This window comes from Paracoccus broussonetiae (assembly GCF_031854425.1).
Classification (GTDB): Bacteria; Pseudomonadota; Alphaproteobacteria; order Rhodobacterales; family Rhodobacteraceae; genus Paracoccus; species Paracoccus broussonetiae.
In genome coordinates this window covers 87365-105259 of sequence record NZ_JAVRQI010000008.1, presented here as the reverse complement: position 1 = coordinate 105259, position 17895 = coordinate 87365, and the positions used below count along the sequence as shown (strand labels likewise).

Sequence of the window (17895 nt, the reverse complement as noted above, 5' to 3'; positions counted from 1 at the left end):
CCATGACCACGCTTTTCAAGACGGCGGCATTGGCCGCGCTTCTGTGCGGGACGGCGCTGTCGGCCTCGGCCCAGCAGCTGACCATGGGGCTTGCGGCCGAGCAATCCTCGATCGATCCGCAATTCTCGCGCACGGGGAACAACCAGAACACCTCGAACATGATCTTCGAGGAGCTGGTGAAGTTCGACCGCAACCTGCAGATCTCGCCCGGCCTTGCGACCGAATGGACGAATCTCGACCCGCTGACCTGGCAGGTCAAGCTGCGCGAGGGCGTGACCTTCCAGGATGGCAGCCCTTTCACCGCAGATGATGTGATCTTCTCGCTCGAGCGGGCGCCGAACGTCCCGAATTCGCCCGCGCCCTACAGCGACATGGTGTCGAATATCGACAAGCTGGAAAAGGTCGACGACCTGACGCTGAAGATCACGACCAAGATCCCCGATCCCGCGCTGATCGAGGATATCGGCCGCGTTTTCATCGTCAGCAAGGCTGCCAGCGACGGCAAGGCGACCGAGGATTTCAACGTGGGCACCGCCGCCATCGGCACCGGCCCCTACAAGTTCGTGTCCTGGACGCCGGGCGAGGATCTGAAGCTGCAGGCCTATGACGGCTACTGGGGCGACAAGCCCGAGTTCAAGGACGTGGACATCAAGTTCATCTCGAACGACGCGGCGCGGGTCGCGGCGTTGCTGTCTGGCGCGGTCGATCTGATCGACTCGGTCCCGCCGGCCGACACCACGCAGATTTCCTCGGGCGGCGATTTCACCATCCTGTCAGAACCGTCGGGTCGCGTCGTCTATCTGGCGCTCAGCATGCGCGGCGATACCGCGCCGGGCGTGACCGACCTTCAGGGCAAGCCGCTGACGGTGAACCCGTTCAAGGACGAACGCGTCCGCAAGGCCGTGTCGCTGATGCTGGACCGACAGCTGATCGTCGACCGCCTGCTGGGCGGCGCGGGCGTGCCGGCCGCGCAGATCGTTCCCGAGGTTCTGGGTGGCTATGCGGCCGACCTGCAACCGCAGGCCCCCGATCCGGCCGAGGCAAAGAAGCTTCTGGCTGATGCGGGCTATCCCGACGGGTTCGGGATCACGGTCGTGTCGTCCAACAACCGCTTCCCCGGAGATGCCGAACTGGCGCAGGCGATCGGCCAGATGCTGACCCGCGGCGGACTGAAGGTGAACGGCGTGCAGGTCTTCCCCTATAACGTCTATTCCAAGGACGCGACCGCCGGGGCCTATGGCGCCTTCGTGTTCTCGCTGGGCTCCTCGACCCCCACGGCCGCGCCGATGCTGGGTTCGCTGATCCGCACCTATGACAAGGAAGCGGGCACGGGTGCGTTCAACCGGATGCGGTTCTCGTCGCCGGAATTCGACGCGGCGCTCAGCAAGGCGCAATCCGAATTCGACCTGGACAAGCGCAACGAACTGCTGGCCGAGGCCACCCGTATCGCCTTCGCCAAGACGCCGATCGTGCCGCTTTACTGGCAGAAGATCGACTGGGCGATGAAGCAGGGGCTGACGCTGGAAGCGGGCCTGTCCGAATACACGCTGCCCCAGAACGTGAGGACCGCGAAGTGATGCCCCTGGTCGCCCTGACGCCGGCCGAGCCGGTCACCCAGGATGTCGTCGTCCATCGCAACGTGATGATCCCGATGCGGGACGGCGTCCGTCTGGCGACCGACATCTATCGTCCGGCGTCGGGCGGCCGCCCGCTTGAAGATCCCCTGCCGGTGATCTTCGAGCGCACCCCCTATGACAAGTCGGGCACCCCCCGGACCGAGCTTTCTGTGGCCGAGCCGGTCTCGAAATCGCGGGCCGATCTCGCGGTGCTGCTGGTCCGGCAGGGCTACATCGTGATCTGGCAGGATTGCCGGGGTCGCTTCGCCTCGGAAGGACGCTTCACCAAATACGTGAACGAGGCCGAGGACGGTTTCGACGCGATGGTCTGGATCGAGGCGCAGCCTTGGAACAATTCCCGGATCGGAACGATGGGCCTCAGCTATGACGCGCATGTGCAGATGGCGATGGCCTGCCTGAACCCGCCGGGCCTTGCCTGCATGGCCGTCGATTCCGGCGGTTTCTCGAACGCGTTCAGCTGCGGCATCCGTCAGGGCGGCGCCTTCGAGATGAAGCAGGTCACCTGGGCCTATAGCCACGCCAAGGACAGTCCGCTTGCCGCCAGCGACCCCGGCGTTCTGGCCGCGATCGAGGCCGAGGATCTGGCCGGCTGGATGGCCCGCACGCCCTGGACGAAGGGCCGCTCGCCCATCAAGTGGGATCCTGATTTCGAAGCTTATGTGCTGGAACAGTGGCAGCACGGCACCTTTGACGATTTCTGGAAGCGGACCGGGCTTTGGGCGGCGGGCCATTACGCCACCTTCCCGAAGGTTCCGATCATCTTCATGTCGAGCTGGTATGACGTCTATGTTCCGACCACGCTTGAGAATTATGCTGGGCTGAAGGGCGATCCGGCGCGGCCGCTGACACTGATCATGGGGCCGTGGACGCATGGCAACCGCTCGCGCAGCACCTTCGGCGATGTCGATTTCGGCCCCGCCGCGACCTTCGACGGGCAGATCGACCGCGACTGGCTGACCTATCGGCTGAAATTCTTCGCCCGCTGGCTGAAGGACGAGGATCAGCCCGCGCAGGACGGCCGCGCCCATGTCTTCCTGATGGGCGGCGGCAGCGGCATGCGCACGTCGGCAGGACATCTGGACCACGGCGGCCACTGGATCGAAGCGCCGGACTGGCCCATTCCGGCTGCCGAACCGCTGGTCCTTTACCCCCGCCCGGACATGAGCCTTGCCGTGGACGCGCCCGAAACCGGTGCCGTGCTTGGCTATGACTTCGACCCGCGCGACCCGGTGCCGACCATCGGAGGGGCGCTGACCTCGGGCGAGCCGATCTTTACGGGTGGCGGCTTCGATCAGGTCGAGGCGCCGGAATTCTATGGCTGCCGCAATCCGGGAATGCCGCTGACCGCGCGCCCCGACGTGCTGAGCTTCGAAACCGCGCCGCTGGCCGAGGATCTGGCCGTGGTCGGCCCGGTAGTGGTGCGGCTGGCGGTTTCGACCGACGCGCCGGACACGGATTTCACCGCCAAGCTGGTCGATGTCTATCCGCCAAGCGCGGATTACCCGCGCGGCTATGCGCTGATCATTTCGGACGGGATCTTCCGCCTGCGCTATCGCAAGGGCTGGGATCGCCCCGAGCCGGTCGCGCAGGACGAAGGCGTGATCGAGATCGAGATCAACCCCTTTGCCACGGCGAACCTGTTCGCCAAAGGGCACCGGCTGCGCCTGGACGTCTCGTCCTCGAACTATCCGAAATTCGACGTGAACCCGAATACCGGCGCACCCGAGGGCACGTCGCGCATGACCCGGATCGCGCGAAATCAGGTCCATCTGGGGCAGGGCACCCGGATCGAGTTGATGCGCCTGCCGAAAGGCTGAGGCACCGGGCGGAACGGGATGCGCCGGTCGACTCAGGAACGTGTCGGCCGGCGCTTTTGCGTGATGGCCTGTTCAGGCTGGCAGCAACGCCGAACGGGGATCCTGCGACACCAGCCGCCCGCGCGCGAAGATGCTGGACGCCGAAGGCCCGCCCGCGACCAGCGTGTCGATATCGTCGCTGCGCATGACGTTGAAGTTTGCCAGACTGCCCTTTTCGATGGCATGGTCCCGAAGCCCCATCAGCTTCGCCGGGATCTCGGTGATCATGCGATAGGTCGTGGCCAACTCATCCCCCTTCAGGTGGCCTGCCAGCAGGGTCCAGCGGGCCATTTCCAGCAGGTCACCCGATCCGCTGGGTACGAACGGATCCTGGATATTGTCCGAGGCCGTGGCCAGCGGCACGCCTGCCCGGATCAGTTCGGCCACGCGCGTCAGGCCGCGCGGCGGCAGTTCGTCGGCGCTGCGGCCCTGCAGATACAGGTTCGCAGCGGGCAGGGTGACAAGGCCGATCCCCAGATCGATGATCTCGGCCATGATCGGCTCGAAGGCGGCGCGCGGGATCGCGCTCAGCACCGAGGTGTGGCCCAGCACCGTGCGTCCCTGCATGCCAAAGCGACGGACGCGGTCGAACACCTTGGCGAAATGCAGGCGGTTCGGGTCCAGATGTTCGTCCATGTGCAGGTCGACTGGCAGTCCGTGGCGCGCCGCCGCCTCGAAGATCAGGTCAAGGTAGCGGTCGGGATCCTCGGCCACCGCCGGTGTGCCGCCGACTGCATCCGCCGATTGCGCGGCGCGGTCGATATTTGCGGCGAGCCAGGCCAGGTCTTGCCCCGGATGTGGCGTCATGAAGGCGACGAGCTGCAGGGCCACCCGGTCGGACCAGTCGGCGCGCAACTGGGCCAGTGCCTCGATGCCGTTGAAGCCCGCATCCTTGTCGACATTGACATGGCTGCGGATCGCCAGCGTCCCGCGCGACAGGCATTGCGCGATGGTCTTCGAGGCGCGGCGGAAGATGTCCTCGGGCGGGGCTTGCCGGGCATAGGCGGCAAAGGCGTCCCGTGCCCCCTGCAGCGTGCCCGAGGGGTTCGGGGCAAAGCGCAGCACGCCCGTCTTGTCCAGATGCTGGTGAACATCCACGAAGCCCGGCGTGACTAGGCAACCCGTGGCGTCGAAGCGCTGCGCCTCGGGCGGGGGGGTGATGCTGGCGGCGATCTCGGCGATCCGCCCCGCGGCATCGATCAGGATCTCGGCGCGGGTCAGCGTCCCGTCCGCCGCGGCGATCCGCCCCCCGGTCAGCAGGATCGGGCGCGCGGGAACAGAGATAGGTTCGGTCTTGCTCATCTTGTCCTCTCTGGCGGGATAGGTGGGATCGGATCCGATGGACCCGGTCCCTTCTGTCAGGCATTCACACGCAATTGCTGTGACTTGCCAGACTCAGGCCTGTTGAAGCGGGGCATGGGCGTGGTCGCCCTCGCCATCCGCGCCGTTCAGCAGCAAGTTCAGCACGACCGAGACGACGCAGGCCACGACGACCGAGCTGTGCAGGACCGATTGCGACCAGCCGGGCAGCTGCTCGAACAGGCTGGGTTGCAGGATCGGGATAAAGGCCATCGCCAGCGTCAGCGCGACGATCAGCATATTGTAGCGGTTGTTGGTGTAGTCGACCTTGGCCAGCGACTGGATGCCCGCCGCCGCGACGATCCCGAACATGGCAATGCCCGCGCCGCCCAGGGCGGGGGCTGGCACCGCGGCAAGGATCGCGCCGAATTTCGGGAAGAAGGCGACGACACAGAAGATCAGCCCGCACAGTGCCACCACCCAACGGCTGCGCACGCCGCTAAGGATGACCAGACCGACATTCTCCATATGGGCGATGAACGGGAAGCCCGCGAACACCCCGGCGACGGCGCTGGCCAGCCCGTTGGCGCGGATGCCGTCCGCGACCTGGCCAGGGGTCACCTCGCGTTCGACAAGATCCCCGATCGAGATGAACAGGCCCATGGATTCCACGGTCTGCACCAGCATGACGATGAAGATCGTGGCGAAGGGCAGGATCGCGAAGGTCGGCATCCCGAATTCGAAGGGCGCGGGCGCGATCAGCCAGGGCGCCTCGCGCATGGGGGTCAGGTCGCCCATGCCGAACAGGACGGCGACCAGCGCACCCACGACCAGCCCGCCCAGCACCGCCAGGTTGCGCATCAGCGGCCCGCCATAGCGGTTGAACAGCAGGATCGTGACCAGCACCAGAAGCGCGATGGCCAGGTATCCCGGCTTGCCGAAATTGGCGTTGCCATGCCCGCCCCCGGCCCATTGATAGGCGACCGGCAGAAGCTGGACCCCGATCGCGGTCACGATGCAGCCGGTGACGACCGGCGGAAAGAACCGCCGGAGCCGTCCGGCCAGTGGCGCGATCAGGGTGATCAGGATGCCGCCCAGGATCACCGCGCCGCAGACGCCGCTGATCCCGACACCCGGCATGGTGCCGATGGCAATGATCGCCGAGACGCTGCTGAAGGCCACGCCGTTCATGATCGGCAGCCGCACGCCAAAGCGCCAGAAGCCGATGGTCTGAAGAAGCGTGGCCACGCCCGAGCAGAAAAAGGTCGCGCTGATCAACAGGATGGTGTCGTGCTGGCTGAAACCCAGCGCATTGGCGATGATCAGCGGCACTGCGACCGAGCCGACATAGGACACGGCAAGATGCTGAAGCGCCAAGGCAAGCATGGGCCGCAGCGGCAGGATTTCGTCAACCGGATGTATTCCCTTCGTCTTCGTCATGATCCCCTCCCTTGGGATGTCCCTCTCAGACTTCGGTATTCTCCTTCTCGTCAGCCGTTTTCCTTTGTGCTTTCACGCGGCTGCGAGACATTTCTTCAGATTCTGGGTGAGGGTGTTCCGGTCGAGGTTCCGGCCGATCACGATCATCTTGTTGCATCTTGGCTCATCCGCCCACGGGTGGTTGGGGCGGAACTCGATCTCGCCGTGGACGCCGTGCAGGACATAGCAGTAGTCGTCGCCCTTGACCGAGAAGATGCCCTTCATGCGGAACAGGTCGGCAGTGTCCGAGCGGCGGATCTCGTCCAGCCAACGGGTCATGGCGGCGGGGTCCATGTGGCCCTGCAGCTCGATCCCGACCGAACTGACCGAGGCGTCGTGGCTGTGGCTGGCGTCGCGGTCCCAGGGCGCGGGATGGTGGACATGATCATGGCCGCCATCAAGGTCGATCTCGGCCGCCATCGTGCGGTTGCGGTCGAAGGCGGCAAGGCCAAGGATCTTGCCCAGGTCGATCTGCGCGAAGCTTGAGCGGACGATCTCGGCGGTCTCGTTCAGCTTCTTCACCCGGCGGGTGACTTCCGCGATCTCGGCCTCGGTGGCGATGTCGACCTTGTTGATGACGATGCGGTCGGCGCAGACGATCTGGTCCACGGCCTGGTTGTCCAGAGCATCGACATCGGCGTCGTCCAGATGCTGCAGGATGTGCTTGGCATCGACCAGCGCGATGACGCCGTCCAGATTGGTTTCATCCCGGATCGGGTCGTCCAGGAAGAAGGTCTGCGCCACCGGATAGGGATCGGCAAGGCCGCTGGTCTCGATGATGATATGGTCCAGCCGGTCGGGGCGGTCCAGCAACTGGCGGATGACGCGCAACAGGTCGTCGCGGGCCTCGGCCACGCAGCAGACGCAGCCATTGGTCATCTCGAAGATTTCCTCGGTACTGCCGATGACCAGGTCGCCGTCGATGCCGATCTCGCCGAACTCGTTCTCGATCACCGCGATCTTCATGCCGTGGTTCTCGCGCAGGATATAGTTCAGCAGCGTGGTCTTGCCCGCGCCCAGAAAGCCCGTCAGTACCGTGACCGGGATCTTGTCTTTCACCGTCTTCTGCATGGTCTTCCCTCCCTTGGAAGTCAGGGTGTCTTGACCCAGCGTCGCACCTGCGCGGCGTCGAGGTCGAAAAGGTCCAGAACCCGGCCCAGCGTCTGGTCGACCATCTCGTCCAGAGAGCGCGGGCGGGCATAGAAGGCGGGCACCGGAGGGGCAATGATGCCGCCCATTTCGGTGACCCGCAGCATGTTGGCGAGGTGGCTTTGCGTCAGCGGCGTCTCGCGCGCCATCAGCACCAGCCGGCGGCGTTCCTTCAGCGTGACCTCGGCCGCGCGGCTGACCAGGCCCGAAGTCACGCCCTGCGCCACCTCGGCCAGCGTCCGCATCGAGCAGGGCGCGACGATCATGCCCATGGTCCTGAACGACCCGCTGGAGATGCTGGCCGCGACATCGTCGGGGCGATAGAGATAGTCGGCGCGCGCCTCTATGTCGGACAGCTTGAAGCCTGTCTCGTGCGTCATGGTCAGCAGCGCGGCGCGGGTGACGCTGGCATGGGTCTCGATCCCGAGTTCGCGCAGCATCTCAAGCAGGCGCAGCCCATAGACGAAACCAGAAGCGCCGCTGATACCCACCACCATGCGCCGTGGCGGGTCGGGCAGGTGATGGGCGTTCATGGCCGCGCCCCCGCCAGACCCCGCAGCAACGCCTGCGCCCGGTCGCGCGCGCCCGCGTCCAGAACCGCCCGGATGCCGTGGAAATCCGGCCCTCGGGTGGCGTCCAGCGCCAGCCGCGAGGTGGTGCCATCCGCGGTCGAGGATGGGTCAAGCGGGCTGCCCGGCAGGCCGTCCACGGTGAACATGTCGCGATGGGGCTGGAAATGCGTGGCCAGCGCCCACAGCACTTGGCTGTCCTGCGTCACATCGATATCGTCGTCGACCGCGATCACCGTCTTCAGATAGGGATCCCAGCCCAGCAGCCCCAGCATGACCTGGCGCGCCTCGCCGGGGCGGGTCTGGCGGATGCGGACATAGCAATGGAAGTGCGTCCCCGAGGTCGGGTAATGCAGCCCGGTCACCGAAGGAAAGCGGGCCTTCAGCTTTTCCAGCATCTCGGCCTCGCGCGGCAGGCGGGCCAGGTTCAGGTGTTCGTCGGTGGCGCCGCCGACCACGTCGACCAGCCAGGGCGCGCGCTTGCGCATCATCGCGGTGACATGGAACAGCGTGTTGGTCGAGCGGTCCGAGGAATAGCCCGAAAATTCGCCGAACGGTCCCTCGGCGACATGGGCCTCGGGGTCGAGATGGCCTTCCAGCACGAACTCCGCATTGGCCGGAACGCCAATGCCGTGGCGGGGGGTCGCGATCATCTCAAGCGGGGCCTGCATCAGGCCGCCAGCCACCGCGCGTTCATCGGTCCCAAAGGCGACGCGGGCCGAGGCGGCCAACATGAACAGCGGATGCGCACCGATGATCATGGCGACGGGCAAGGGCCGCCCTGCCTCGCGTGCGGTCTGGTACATGCGCCACAGGTGGCCGCGCGAATGCAGGCTGGTAGCCAGCGCCGACTGTGCATGGCGCATCGAGCGGTGATAGCTGAGGTTCGCGATACCGGTTTCAGGGTCAGAGGCAACGATGATCGCGTTGGTGACATAGGGACCGCGGTCGCTGTCGAAGTGGCGGATCATCGGCAGGGCGGACAGGTCTACCGCCTCGCCCTCGGTCACCACCTCGGCCACGGCGCCGTCATTGACGAAGACCGGGTCGACCGGCGCATTGGCGCGGCGCTGGTATTCCGCGTGCAGGTCCTCGACCCCCACACCGAACAGGCGGGCGATGCGTTGGCGCGAGGCGAAGACATTCGTCACCAGCGGCCAGTCGCTGCCCGGCACGCTGGCGCAGGCCAGCATCGGCGCGCGTCCCTGCAGGGCGAGGGCCTCGACGATCGCGGCGACATCCTGACCGTCGGCCAGGGGCGCGGGCAGGTCCAGGATATCGTCGGGGAAACGCTCGCGGTAATTGGCGGCAAAGCTTTGGAAATCCTGTGACTCGCGCATCTCGCCCTCGGGGGTTCTGGGTGATTTGTGGTGGGGGTGGGTGCGGGGGGCCGGCCCCGCACCCTTCCGCCTCAGACGTAGGTCGCCGTGAGGCGTTTCTCGGCTTCGGCCAGGTCCTTGGGAGGCTTGGTTGGCTCGATGCCGATCAGGCGGGCGATATTGTTGCCCAGGTAGTCTTCCAGGATGTCCTCGCTGAGGTTCATCCCCTGCGGTGCGGGCGAGCAGAGCACCTCAAGCTCGCGCAGCCACATGCCGGGGTTGTTCGGCGGAGAGTCTGTGCCGAAGACGATCTTGTGCGGCGGAAGTTGCTTGGCGAATTCCACGATCCGCGACTGGAAGCACCAGCCGGATTCGCAATAGACGTTGGGCGTGTCCATCCCCATCCAGAAGGCTTCGAACGAATAGTTGCCGCCGGTCTGGATGCCGAAATGGCCGATGATGAAGTTGACCATCGGGAATTCGCGGATGATCGGATAGAACTGCGTCGGGATCGAATATGGCCCGTCGCCGGTATGGATCAGCACGACGATGTTGTACTTGGCGCACATCTTCATCGCCGGACGCAGCCATTCCAGCGCCCGGTCGGGGCGATAGCCGTGCATGTTGGAATGCAGCTTCAGCATCTTGAAACCGTATTCCTTGACGTGGAATTCCAGTTCGAGCGCGCCGTTTTCCGGTCCCCAGCGCGGGTTGAAGTTGAAGTTGCCGATGAAGCGGTCGGGATATTTCTGGCACAGTTCCGCGACATAGGACATGTAATCGCGGATACCATCGCGGCCGCGGCGGTTGCCGTCGCGATAGCCGGTATTGCCGGGCGGCGGCTGGATGAAGCCCATGTCGATCCGGCGCGGCTTGCCGTTGATCATATAGGGGCCGTCCATCAACTTCAGCATCCGTTCGCCGGTGAAAGGCTCGCCGGTGTGGCGCCAGGCCTCGTCGACCAGGTTGGTCGGATGCAGGTGGGTGTCGATGATCATGCAGGTTCTCCGAATTCTCAGACGAGCGTGGCGAGGTAGTGCTTGTTCTCGATGCCGTGACGCTCCAGTTCGGCGACTGCATCCTCGTAGGTGGCGGGATGGGGGGTCGGCTCGATCCCGATCATCCGTGCCAGGTTGTTGCCCAGGTAATCCTCAAGCGTGGCTTCATCGAGGTTCAGACCCTGGGGCGGCTCGTGGCACAGCACCTCAAGCAGGTTCAGCCACATGCCCGGTTCGTTCGGCGGCGTGTCCGAGCCGTAAAGGATCTTGTGGGTCGGCAGGTCCTTGGCGAATTCCACGATCCGGGACTGCAGGCACCAGCTCGACTCGCAATACACGTTGGGGAATTCCATCGCCCACTGGAACGGCTCGAAGGTATAGACGCCACCGGTCTGGACCCCGAAATGGGCCATGATGAAGTCGATCTGCGGATATTCCTTGATCAGCGGAATCCATTCCGACGGGATCGAATAGGGGCCGTCGCCGGTATGGACCTTCACCATCACGCCCAGCTCGGCGCATTTGTCCAGCGCGGGACGCAGCCAGTCCTTGGCCCGGTCCGGGCGATAGGCATGCATGTTCGCCTGGAACTGCACCATCTTGAAGCCATGCTGGGTCACATAGCGTTCGATCGCCTCGACACCATTCGCCACGCCGCAGCGCGGGTTATAGACGAAGCAGCCGATGAAGCGGTCGGGATAGGTCTGCACCATCTTCAGCGTATAGGCCATGTAGGCCTCGATCGACTGGCGTCCGTCCAGCTCTCCATCCGTCCAGGTGTAGATGGTGTTGCCCTGCGGCGGCTGGATGAAGGCCTTATCGATCCGGCGCGGCTTGCCATTGATCGTATAGGGTCCGTTCATCATCTGGATCAGCCGCTCGCCGCTGAACGGCTCGCCGTCATGCTGCCAGGCGAGATCGACCACGTCCGTCGGATAGCAGCTCGTATCGATGATCATGCTTGGTCTCCTTCTGCTCGGCCTCTCCCGGGCCGACGGGTCGGAAAACCCCGCTGTCTCCCCCGCGGCAGGCCATAACCTGCCCGGAGGCCGCCGCCGCGGCCCCCCGGATCGCCTTGCGCGACCCGCCCTTCATGACATCGATGATTCCCCTTGGGTCCGACCCTCACATGCCGGGGGCAAGACGTATAATATCGGTTTAGGCCGACGTTCAGATGTTTTGCATATGGGCTGGCATGGGGCGGCAGCGACCCCGCGCGCGCCGATGCGGGGCAAAAATGACGCGGGCCGGGGATGTCCAAGCGGGCCAACGCGCGGCCCCGTTGACAGGAATCGCCGAGCACAATCAATGCTTGCCGCGCAAACATCACAGGGAAACAAGATGCCGATCAACCTGTCGGCCTGGAACGTCGAATTGACGGAACTGGGCGATCATATTCCAGGCTGGACCTTCGACAGCAGCGTCTACGGCTCCAGCGGGCCTGCCTATGACCTGTCCGCGAACGTGATTCAGGTCACGCTGACCGACAATGGCGACGGCACAATTGCGGTCAATACCGGCGACACCGTCACCATCGACGGCGTGCCGCAGGCGATCGGTCTGATCTATTACGGCGACACGGTGGTCATCGACGGCACGACCATCCAGACCGTCACTATGTATGTGGGGCCGGACAATCAGGTTCCGGTCGTCTTTCCGATCATCGACGGAAAGATCACGAATGCCTTCGGCGGCGACATCACCCGGTCCGAAGGCACGGCCAGCTTCAACACCCCGATCCCGCTAGCCGAATTCGCCTGCTTCGCGCGGGGCACCCTGATCGGGACCGAGCGTGGGCCCGTCGCGGTGGAACTCCTGCGCGAAGGCGATCTTGTCCGTACGCGCGATCATGGCCTGCAGCCCATCCGCTGGACCGGCTCGGCAAGGCTGGGGGGCGCGCGCCTTGGGATCCCGGCGCATCTCCGTCCTGTCCGCATCCGCGCCGGCGCACTTGGCGAGGGGGTTCCGTCAGCTGACCTGCTGGTCTCGCCCCAACACCGGGTGCTGGTCCGGTCGCGGATCGCGCAGCGGATGTTCGGCACCGACGAGCTTCTGGTGGCCGCGAAACATCTGCTGGGGCTGGACGGGGTCGAGATCGCAACCGATCTGCGCGCGGTCGAGTATTTCCACATCCTGTTCGACCGGCACGAAATCGTGTCGTCGAACGGGGCCGAGACGGAGTCCCTGTTCACCGGGCCCGAGGCGCTGAAGTCGGTCGGACCGCAGGCGCGGGACGAGATCCTGGCCCTGTTCCCGGAACTAACCGCGGGCGTTCCAGACCCGGTTCCGGCGCGGATGCTGGTGCCGGGCCGAATGGCGCGCCGGCTGGTCGAACGCCATGTCGGGAACCGCAAGCCACTGTCCTGACCCGCGCCGATGGGGCCGGGTGGTGATCCTTCGGCCCCGTCGCAGGCTGAGACCGCCTTGCCCGGACCCGGCCCCTGGTCTATGCGGGCGCTGCTTTCACCGACCCCTCCTCTTCGTCCCTTGGGGCGCGCAAGGAAAGGCAGCAGCCCGCATGAACTGGGATGATTTCAGGATCGTTTCCGCCGTCTGCAAAACCGGTTCCTTCACGCGGGCCGGGCGTATCCTGCAGATCAACGAAACCACTGTCGGCAGGCGCATCAACCGGCTGGAAACCGAGATGGGCCTGACGCTCTTCGACGCGGTGGACGGGATGCGGCGTCCAACGCAGGCCTGTGCCGCGATCATGCGCAACCTGCGTGAAATGGAGAAATCGGCGGACGAGATCCGGCGCGCCCTGCGCGGTCACGACCACCTGCAGCGGCAGTTCCGTCTGTCGACCATCGCCGCCATCGCAGAACATTGGCTGGCCCCGCACCTGCCGCAACTTCTGACGGCGCTGCCCGACCTGTCGCTGAGCATCGACACCTCGGACCAGAATGTCGACATGTCCCGCTGGGAGGCGGATTTCGCCCTGCGACTGGGGCGCCCCAAGCAGGGCTCGTTCCTGATGCGGCGGATCGGGCAAATCAACTTCGTGCTGGTGCAGCCCGCCCGGACCGGCGCGGACGAGCCGCTGCTGGTCACCTATCCCGAAGCCATGATCGACATGCCCGAGATGGTCGAGATGTTCGACACGATAGGCAACCGCCAGCCGCGGGTCGAGACATCGGACCTGAACCTGATCCGCGAATTGCTGGCGAGCGGCCGTGCGATCGGCGTCCTGCCCGAAGCCATGGCGCACAGGCTTTCGGCCCGCGCCGATCTGCTCACGACGCCGATCACCGTCGCGCGCGAGGTCTGGCTGCTGTCCCAGCCCTATTTGCGCGACGATCCTGTCGCGAGAGAACTGTCCGCATGGTTGCCCACTCTTTTCGCAATGCGGGAAGAATCAGCACCTCTGCCACCAAAGGACGACTTTTTGTGACAGATTATGCTGTCCGATTTTTCCTGAGTGGAATGCAAATTTCCTAACAATTACTTGACTATCTTAACCATGAATCGTGGTCCCTGCATTTTTGCAGCCCCTCCTGCCGAAATTCCGGGTTTCCCCCGACCGGAAGCGGGCGCAGTTATACATCTGTATGAGAAATCTGCCTTTTTGTCGGGTTAATGGGTGATATCGCGCTGGCGATTTCTCGAAGATACCGAACGAGAGGAGGCGTGAGGTGACTTCAGTTTCTCAGGGTGAGACCGTTGGCGTGCAGGATTGCACCGTCTTTCCCGACAGTTTTTCGCGCATAGGGCGAGTTGCCTGTTTAGTCGGCAGCCTGATCGTCGGCGGACTGGCCGGGCTTGCCCTGAAGGCGCAGGCAGATACCGGCACCACCCTTTGGACCGTGGTTCTGGGCGCCGCCTTTGCCGGTGGGCTGCTGTCGACCTGGTCGCCTTGCGGCTATTCCTCGATTTCGCTTCTGCGTCCGACAGGGCGGGGCATGCGCGCAGTCAGGGATTGGCTGCCGACATTCGCCATGCACGGGCTGGGCTATGCCGCGGGTGCGCTGATCCTTGGCACGCTGCTGGGCGCGATCGGCGGTCTGGCGAGGTTCCAGGGATTCTCGACCGGTTTCGGGCTGGCGGTGCTGGCGTTGATCGGGTTGGTCTATGGCGCGCATCAACTGGACTTCCTGCGCGTCCCCTATCCGCAGCGCCGGGCGCAGGTGCCCCATGATGCACGCCAGCGGTTCCCGAAATGGGTCGTGGGCGGGCTTTACGGGCTGTCGCTGGGTCTGGATTACCTGACCTATGTGCAGACGCCCCTGCTTTACATGATGACCGCCGCCGCGATCCTGACCGGCAACCTGGCCGCAGCCATCGCGATCATCGCCGTCTTCAACCTGGGCCGCTATCTGCCGGTCGCGGTGAACCTGTTCCCGGTCACGGATTACCAGATCCAGGCTTGGCTTGGCCGCAATCAGGAACGCGCGGCGATCCTGGACGGTGCGATCCTGACGGCGCTTGGCGCAGCCTTCGCGGTTCTCGCGCTGGCCTGACGGACCCCGATCCCACCGAAATTCACCCACTCGGCCCGCGATCCGTCGCCGGGGCCCGGGAGCCATCACAGGGAGGACACCATGGCTTCTAGCAGCAGACAAATTCCCAGATACCTGACCCTTGCCGGCGCTTGCGCAATGGCCTCGGCCATGGCGATCGGCGCGGCCGCCGCGCAGGATGCCGCGGCACAGTCCCAAGGGCAGCGCGACGCCGCCGAGGCCGCGCGCCAGCTTGCCGCAGGTGAGGCCGACGAGCCCACGGTGCTGAGCGCGCCGAAACCGGACGACCGTCGCGTTTATGTCCAGGATCCGGCGCATTTCGCGGCGATTTCGCAGCAATTCGCGATCGATGGCGAAACCGGCCGCGTGGTCGGGATCACCGATGGCGGCTTCATGACCCAGCCGCTGTCTGCCGATGACGGTTCGTTCATCGCGCAGGCCAGCACGGTCTTTTCCCGCATCGCCCGTGGGACCCGCACCGATTATGTCGAGGTCTTCGATCCGCAGACCTTCGAGCCCACCGCGGATATCGAGCTGCCCGAGGCCTCGCGCTTCCTGATCGGCACCTATCAGTGGATGAACGCGCTGACGCCCGACAAGAAGAAGCTGCTGTTCTATCAATTCTCGCCCTCGCCGGCGGTCGGCATCGTCGATCTTGAGAACAAGAAGTTCGACCGCATGGTCGATGTGCCGGACTGCTACCACATCTTCCCGGCCACCCCGAGCGTGTTCTACATGAACTGCCGCGATGGCAGCCTGGCGCGGGTCGATATCTCGGGCGGCGAGCCCAAGGTCACGAATACCGAAGTCTTCCATGGCGAGGACGAACTGCTGATCAACCACCCCGCCTATTCCATGCGGGCGGGTCGGCTGGTCTGGCCGACTTATACCGGCAAGATCTTCCAGATGGACCTGACCGGCGACAAGGCCACGTTCCGCGAGCCGATCGAGGCCCTGACCGCGGAAGAACGCGCCGACAACTGGCGTCCGGGCGGCTGGCAGCAGACGGCCTATCACCGCGCCTCGGACCGGATTTATCTGCTGGTCGACCAGCGCGATCAGTGGCGCCACAAGTCCGCCAGCCGTTTTGTGGTCGTCCTGAACGCCGCCACGGGAGAGCGGATCAGCAAGATCGAACTGGGCCACGAGGTCGACTCGATCAACGTCAGCCAGGACGCCGAACCGCTGCTTTACGGCCTGTCCGCCAGTGCGCAGACGCTTTACATCTATGACGCCGCCTCGGGCAAGGAACTGCGCAATGTCACCCATCTGGGTCGGGGTCCGCAGGTTCTGACCACCCATGACATGGGGTCCTGAGATGCTGGAGATCGTGCAGGAACCCGTGGTGGCGTGGACGCTGCGCAGCTTCCTTGCGGTGCTGTTCGCCAGCGCCGCCCTGTCAAAGCTGACCGCCATTGACGAGTTCCACGGCGTCGTCCGCAACTTCCGCCTGCTGCCCGACGCGCTGGCCCGTCCCGTCGCGATGGTCCTGCCGGTGGTCGAACTGGCCGTCGCGGCCGGGCTGCTGATCGGCCCGCTGGCGCGGCCCGCCGCGCTGATGGCGGCGGTGCTGCTGGCGGTCTTCGGGCTGGCCATCGCCATCAACGTGCAGCGCGGCCGCAGCCAGATCGACTGCGGCTGCTTCCGCAACGGGATGAAGCAGCGCATCAGCTGGGCGACCGTCGGGCGCAACGTGGTCCTGACCGCGCTGGCGCTTGGCGCGGGTGCGCTGATGGCGACTGGGCGGGCGGCGGGTCCGGGCGAGATTGCCACCGGACTGGTCGCGGGTCTGACCCTGACCTTGCTTTACCTTGGCGCAGAAATGCTTGGCGGCCTTGTCGCCATGAACAACCGGGCTTCTTCGACGAAAGGCCGCTGACATGACTTTCCTTATTGCTTCCAACATCTTGCTGTGGGTCGCTGTCCTTGGCCTCGTCGTGGTGATGCTGGGCCTGATGCGACAGGTGGGCCTGCTGCACGAGCGTTCGTCGCCCATGGGCGCGATGATCACCGATCACGGCCCCGACATTGGCGACAAGGCCCCCGAATTCGAGCTGCCCGACTATTTCGGCCGCAGCGCGCGGATCGGCGGCGCCTCGGTCGACGGGCGTCCAACGTTGCTGATGTTCACCGCGCCAACCTGCCCGGTCTGCGACAAACTGTTCCCAATCATCAAGTCGATCGCCCGCGCGGAAAAGATCGGCGTCGTGATGATCAGCGATGGCGCACCCGAGGAACATGCCCGCTTCCTGGAAACCCATGACCTGGGCCAGATCCGCTATGTCGTCTCGGCCGAGATCGGCATGGCCTTCCAGGTCGGCAAGATCCCCTATGGCGTGCTTCTGGACAGCGATGGCGTGATCCGCGCCAAGGGCCTGACCAACACGCGCGAGCACCTGGAAAGCCTGCTGGAGGCCGACAAGACCGGCTTTGCCTCGCTTCAGCAGTTCATGACCAGCCGCAAGAAGAACGCGGCCTGACCCGGCCGTCCGGTCTCAACCCCAAGCAGAGGGAGGATAAACGATGCTGGGGAATTTCAATTTCGACAACCTGGTCGAAAAGATGTCGCGCCGCGTCGCTGGGCGCACCAGCCGCCGGGGCGCCATCGGCAGGCTTGGCACGGTCCTGATGGGGGCGGCGATCGTGCCGCTGCTGCCGGTGGACCGTCGCGGCCGCGTCAGTCGCGCCAATGCGGCCGGCGCCCCCGAGGGCACTGATCCGCGCGCGAAATTCGTGCCGCAGGACAATGACGTGCAGGCCTGCGACTATTGGCGTCACTGCTCGATCGACGGCAACATCTGCGACTGCTCGGGCGGTTCGCTGACCAACTGCCCGCCGGGGACCAAGCTGGCTTCGGCCTCGTGGGTGGCAAGCTGCTATAACCCGACGGATGGCCAAAGCTATCTGATCGCCTATCGCGACTGCTGCGGCCAGAACGTCTCGGGGCGCTGCGCCTGCCTGAATACCGAAGGCGAGCTGCCCGTCTATCGCCCCGAATTCGCCAATGACATCATCTGGTGCTTCGGCGCCGAAGATGACGCCATGACTTATCACTGCACCATTTCCCCCATCGTCGGCAAAGCCAGCTGACGTTGCAACCGGGCGCGGCATCCCCGCGTCCGGCCCATTCCT

16 protein-coding genes are annotated in these 17895 nt (G+C 65.0%); 9 read left to right on the top strand and 7 right to left on the bottom strand.

The window, feature by feature from the left end; translation table 11 throughout:
- Positions 1 to 2: 2 nt before the first annotated feature.
- Both RM190_RS11720 and RM190_RS11715 read left to right on the top strand, forming a co-directional pair.
- Positions 3 to 1577 carry an ABC transporter substrate-binding protein gene (locus RM190_RS11720; protein WP_311759631.1) on the top strand — a complete coding sequence of 525 codons (1575 nt, stop codon included), beginning with the start codon at positions 3 to 5 and terminating at the stop codon, positions 1575 to 1577.
- Positions 1577 to 3454: a CocE/NonD family hydrolase gene (locus tag RM190_RS11715; protein ID WP_311759630.1), complete on the top strand. Its 1878-nt coding sequence runs from the start codon at positions 1577 to 1579 to the stop codon at positions 3452 to 3454. Before RM190_RS11720 ends, RM190_RS11715 begins: the two co-directional genes overlap by 1 nt.
- Positions 3455 to 3526: 72 nt before the next feature.
- Here the strand turns inward: RM190_RS11715 and RM190_RS11710 are convergent, their stop codons facing one another.
- The 7 genes from RM190_RS11710 to RM190_RS11680 form a co-directional block, all read right to left on the bottom strand.
- Positions 3527 to 4795: an amidohydrolase family protein gene (locus RM190_RS11710; RefSeq protein WP_311759629.1), complete on the bottom strand. Its 1269-nt coding sequence runs from the start codon at positions 4793 to 4795 to the stop codon at positions 3527 to 3529.
- A gap of 93 nt (positions 4796 to 4888) precedes the next feature.
- A complete protein-coding gene (locus RM190_RS11705; protein ID WP_311759628.1) occupies positions 4889 to 6232 on the bottom strand; it encodes a nucleobase:cation symporter-2 family protein in 1344 nt (447 codons plus the stop codon).
- Positions 6233 to 6304: 72 nt separating this feature from the next.
- Positions 6305 to 7342, bottom strand: a complete 1038-nt coding sequence (locus RM190_RS11700; RefSeq protein ID WP_311759627.1) for a CobW family GTP-binding protein — start codon at positions 7340 to 7342, stop codon at positions 6305 to 6307.
- A 20-nt stretch (positions 7343 to 7362) separates the two neighbouring features.
- A complete protein-coding gene (locus RM190_RS11695; RefSeq protein ID WP_311759626.1) occupies positions 7363 to 7953 on the bottom strand; it encodes a UbiX family flavin prenyltransferase in 591 nt (196 codons plus the stop codon).
- Complete coding sequence (locus tag RM190_RS11690) at positions 7950 to 9329, bottom strand: UbiD family decarboxylase (RefSeq protein WP_311759625.1); 1380 nt, start codon at positions 9327 to 9329, stop codon at positions 7950 to 7952. The genes RM190_RS11695 and RM190_RS11690 overlap by 4 nt, the downstream gene beginning before the upstream one ends.
- A 71-nt stretch (positions 9330 to 9400) precedes the next feature.
- Positions 9401 to 10306: an amidohydrolase family protein gene (locus RM190_RS11685; RefSeq protein ID WP_311759624.1), complete on the bottom strand. Its 906-nt coding sequence runs from the start codon at positions 10304 to 10306 to the stop codon at positions 9401 to 9403.
- A 17-nt stretch (positions 10307 to 10323) separates the two neighbouring features.
- Positions 10324 to 11265 carry an amidohydrolase family protein gene (locus RM190_RS11680; RefSeq protein ID WP_311759623.1) on the bottom strand — a complete coding sequence of 314 codons (942 nt, stop codon included), beginning with the start codon at positions 11263 to 11265 and terminating at the stop codon, positions 10324 to 10326.
- A gap of 382 nt (positions 11266 to 11647) precedes the next feature.
- On the opposite strand from RM190_RS11680, the gene RM190_RS11675 reads away from it, so the two are divergent.
- From RM190_RS11675 to mauA, 7 genes are all read left to right on the top strand, one after another.
- The gene (locus RM190_RS11675; RefSeq protein ID WP_311759622.1) at positions 11648 to 12673 is read left to right on the top strand and encodes a Hint domain-containing protein; all 1026 of its coding nucleotides are present in this window, start codon (positions 11648 to 11650) and stop codon (positions 12671 to 12673) included.
- Between the two features lie 151 nt (positions 12674 to 12824).
- Positions 12825 to 13697: a LysR family transcriptional regulator gene (locus RM190_RS11670; RefSeq protein WP_311759621.1), complete on the top strand. Its 873-nt coding sequence runs from the start codon at positions 12825 to 12827 to the stop codon at positions 13695 to 13697.
- A gap of 241 nt (positions 13698 to 13938) precedes the next feature.
- Positions 13939 to 14763 carry a methylamine utilization protein MauF gene (locus RM190_RS11665; RefSeq protein WP_311759620.1) on the top strand — a complete coding sequence of 275 codons (825 nt, stop codon included), beginning with the start codon at positions 13939 to 13941 and terminating at the stop codon, positions 14761 to 14763.
- Positions 14764 to 14844: 81 nt separating this feature from the next.
- Entirely contained in the window at positions 14845 to 16080 is a 1236-nt protein-coding gene (mauB, locus tag RM190_RS11660) for a methylamine dehydrogenase (amicyanin) large subunit (RefSeq protein WP_311759619.1), read from the top strand.
- 1 nt (position 16081) lies between these two features.
- Positions 16082 to 16642: a MauE/DoxX family redox-associated membrane protein gene (locus RM190_RS11655; RefSeq protein ID WP_311759618.1), complete on the top strand. Its 561-nt coding sequence runs from the start codon at positions 16082 to 16084 to the stop codon at positions 16640 to 16642.
- Between the two features lies 1 nt (position 16643).
- A complete protein-coding gene (gene mauD / locus RM190_RS11650) occupies positions 16644 to 17243 on the top strand; it encodes a methylamine dehydrogenase accessory protein MauD (protein ID WP_311759617.1) in 600 nt (199 codons plus the stop codon).
- 43 nt (positions 17244 to 17286) lie between these two features.
- Positions 17287 to 17853, top strand: coding sequence for a methylamine dehydrogenase (amicyanin) small subunit (gene mauA / locus RM190_RS11645; protein WP_311759616.1), 567 nt, complete (start codon positions 17287 to 17289; stop codon positions 17851 to 17853).
- Positions 17854 to 17895: the final 42 nt, after the last annotated feature.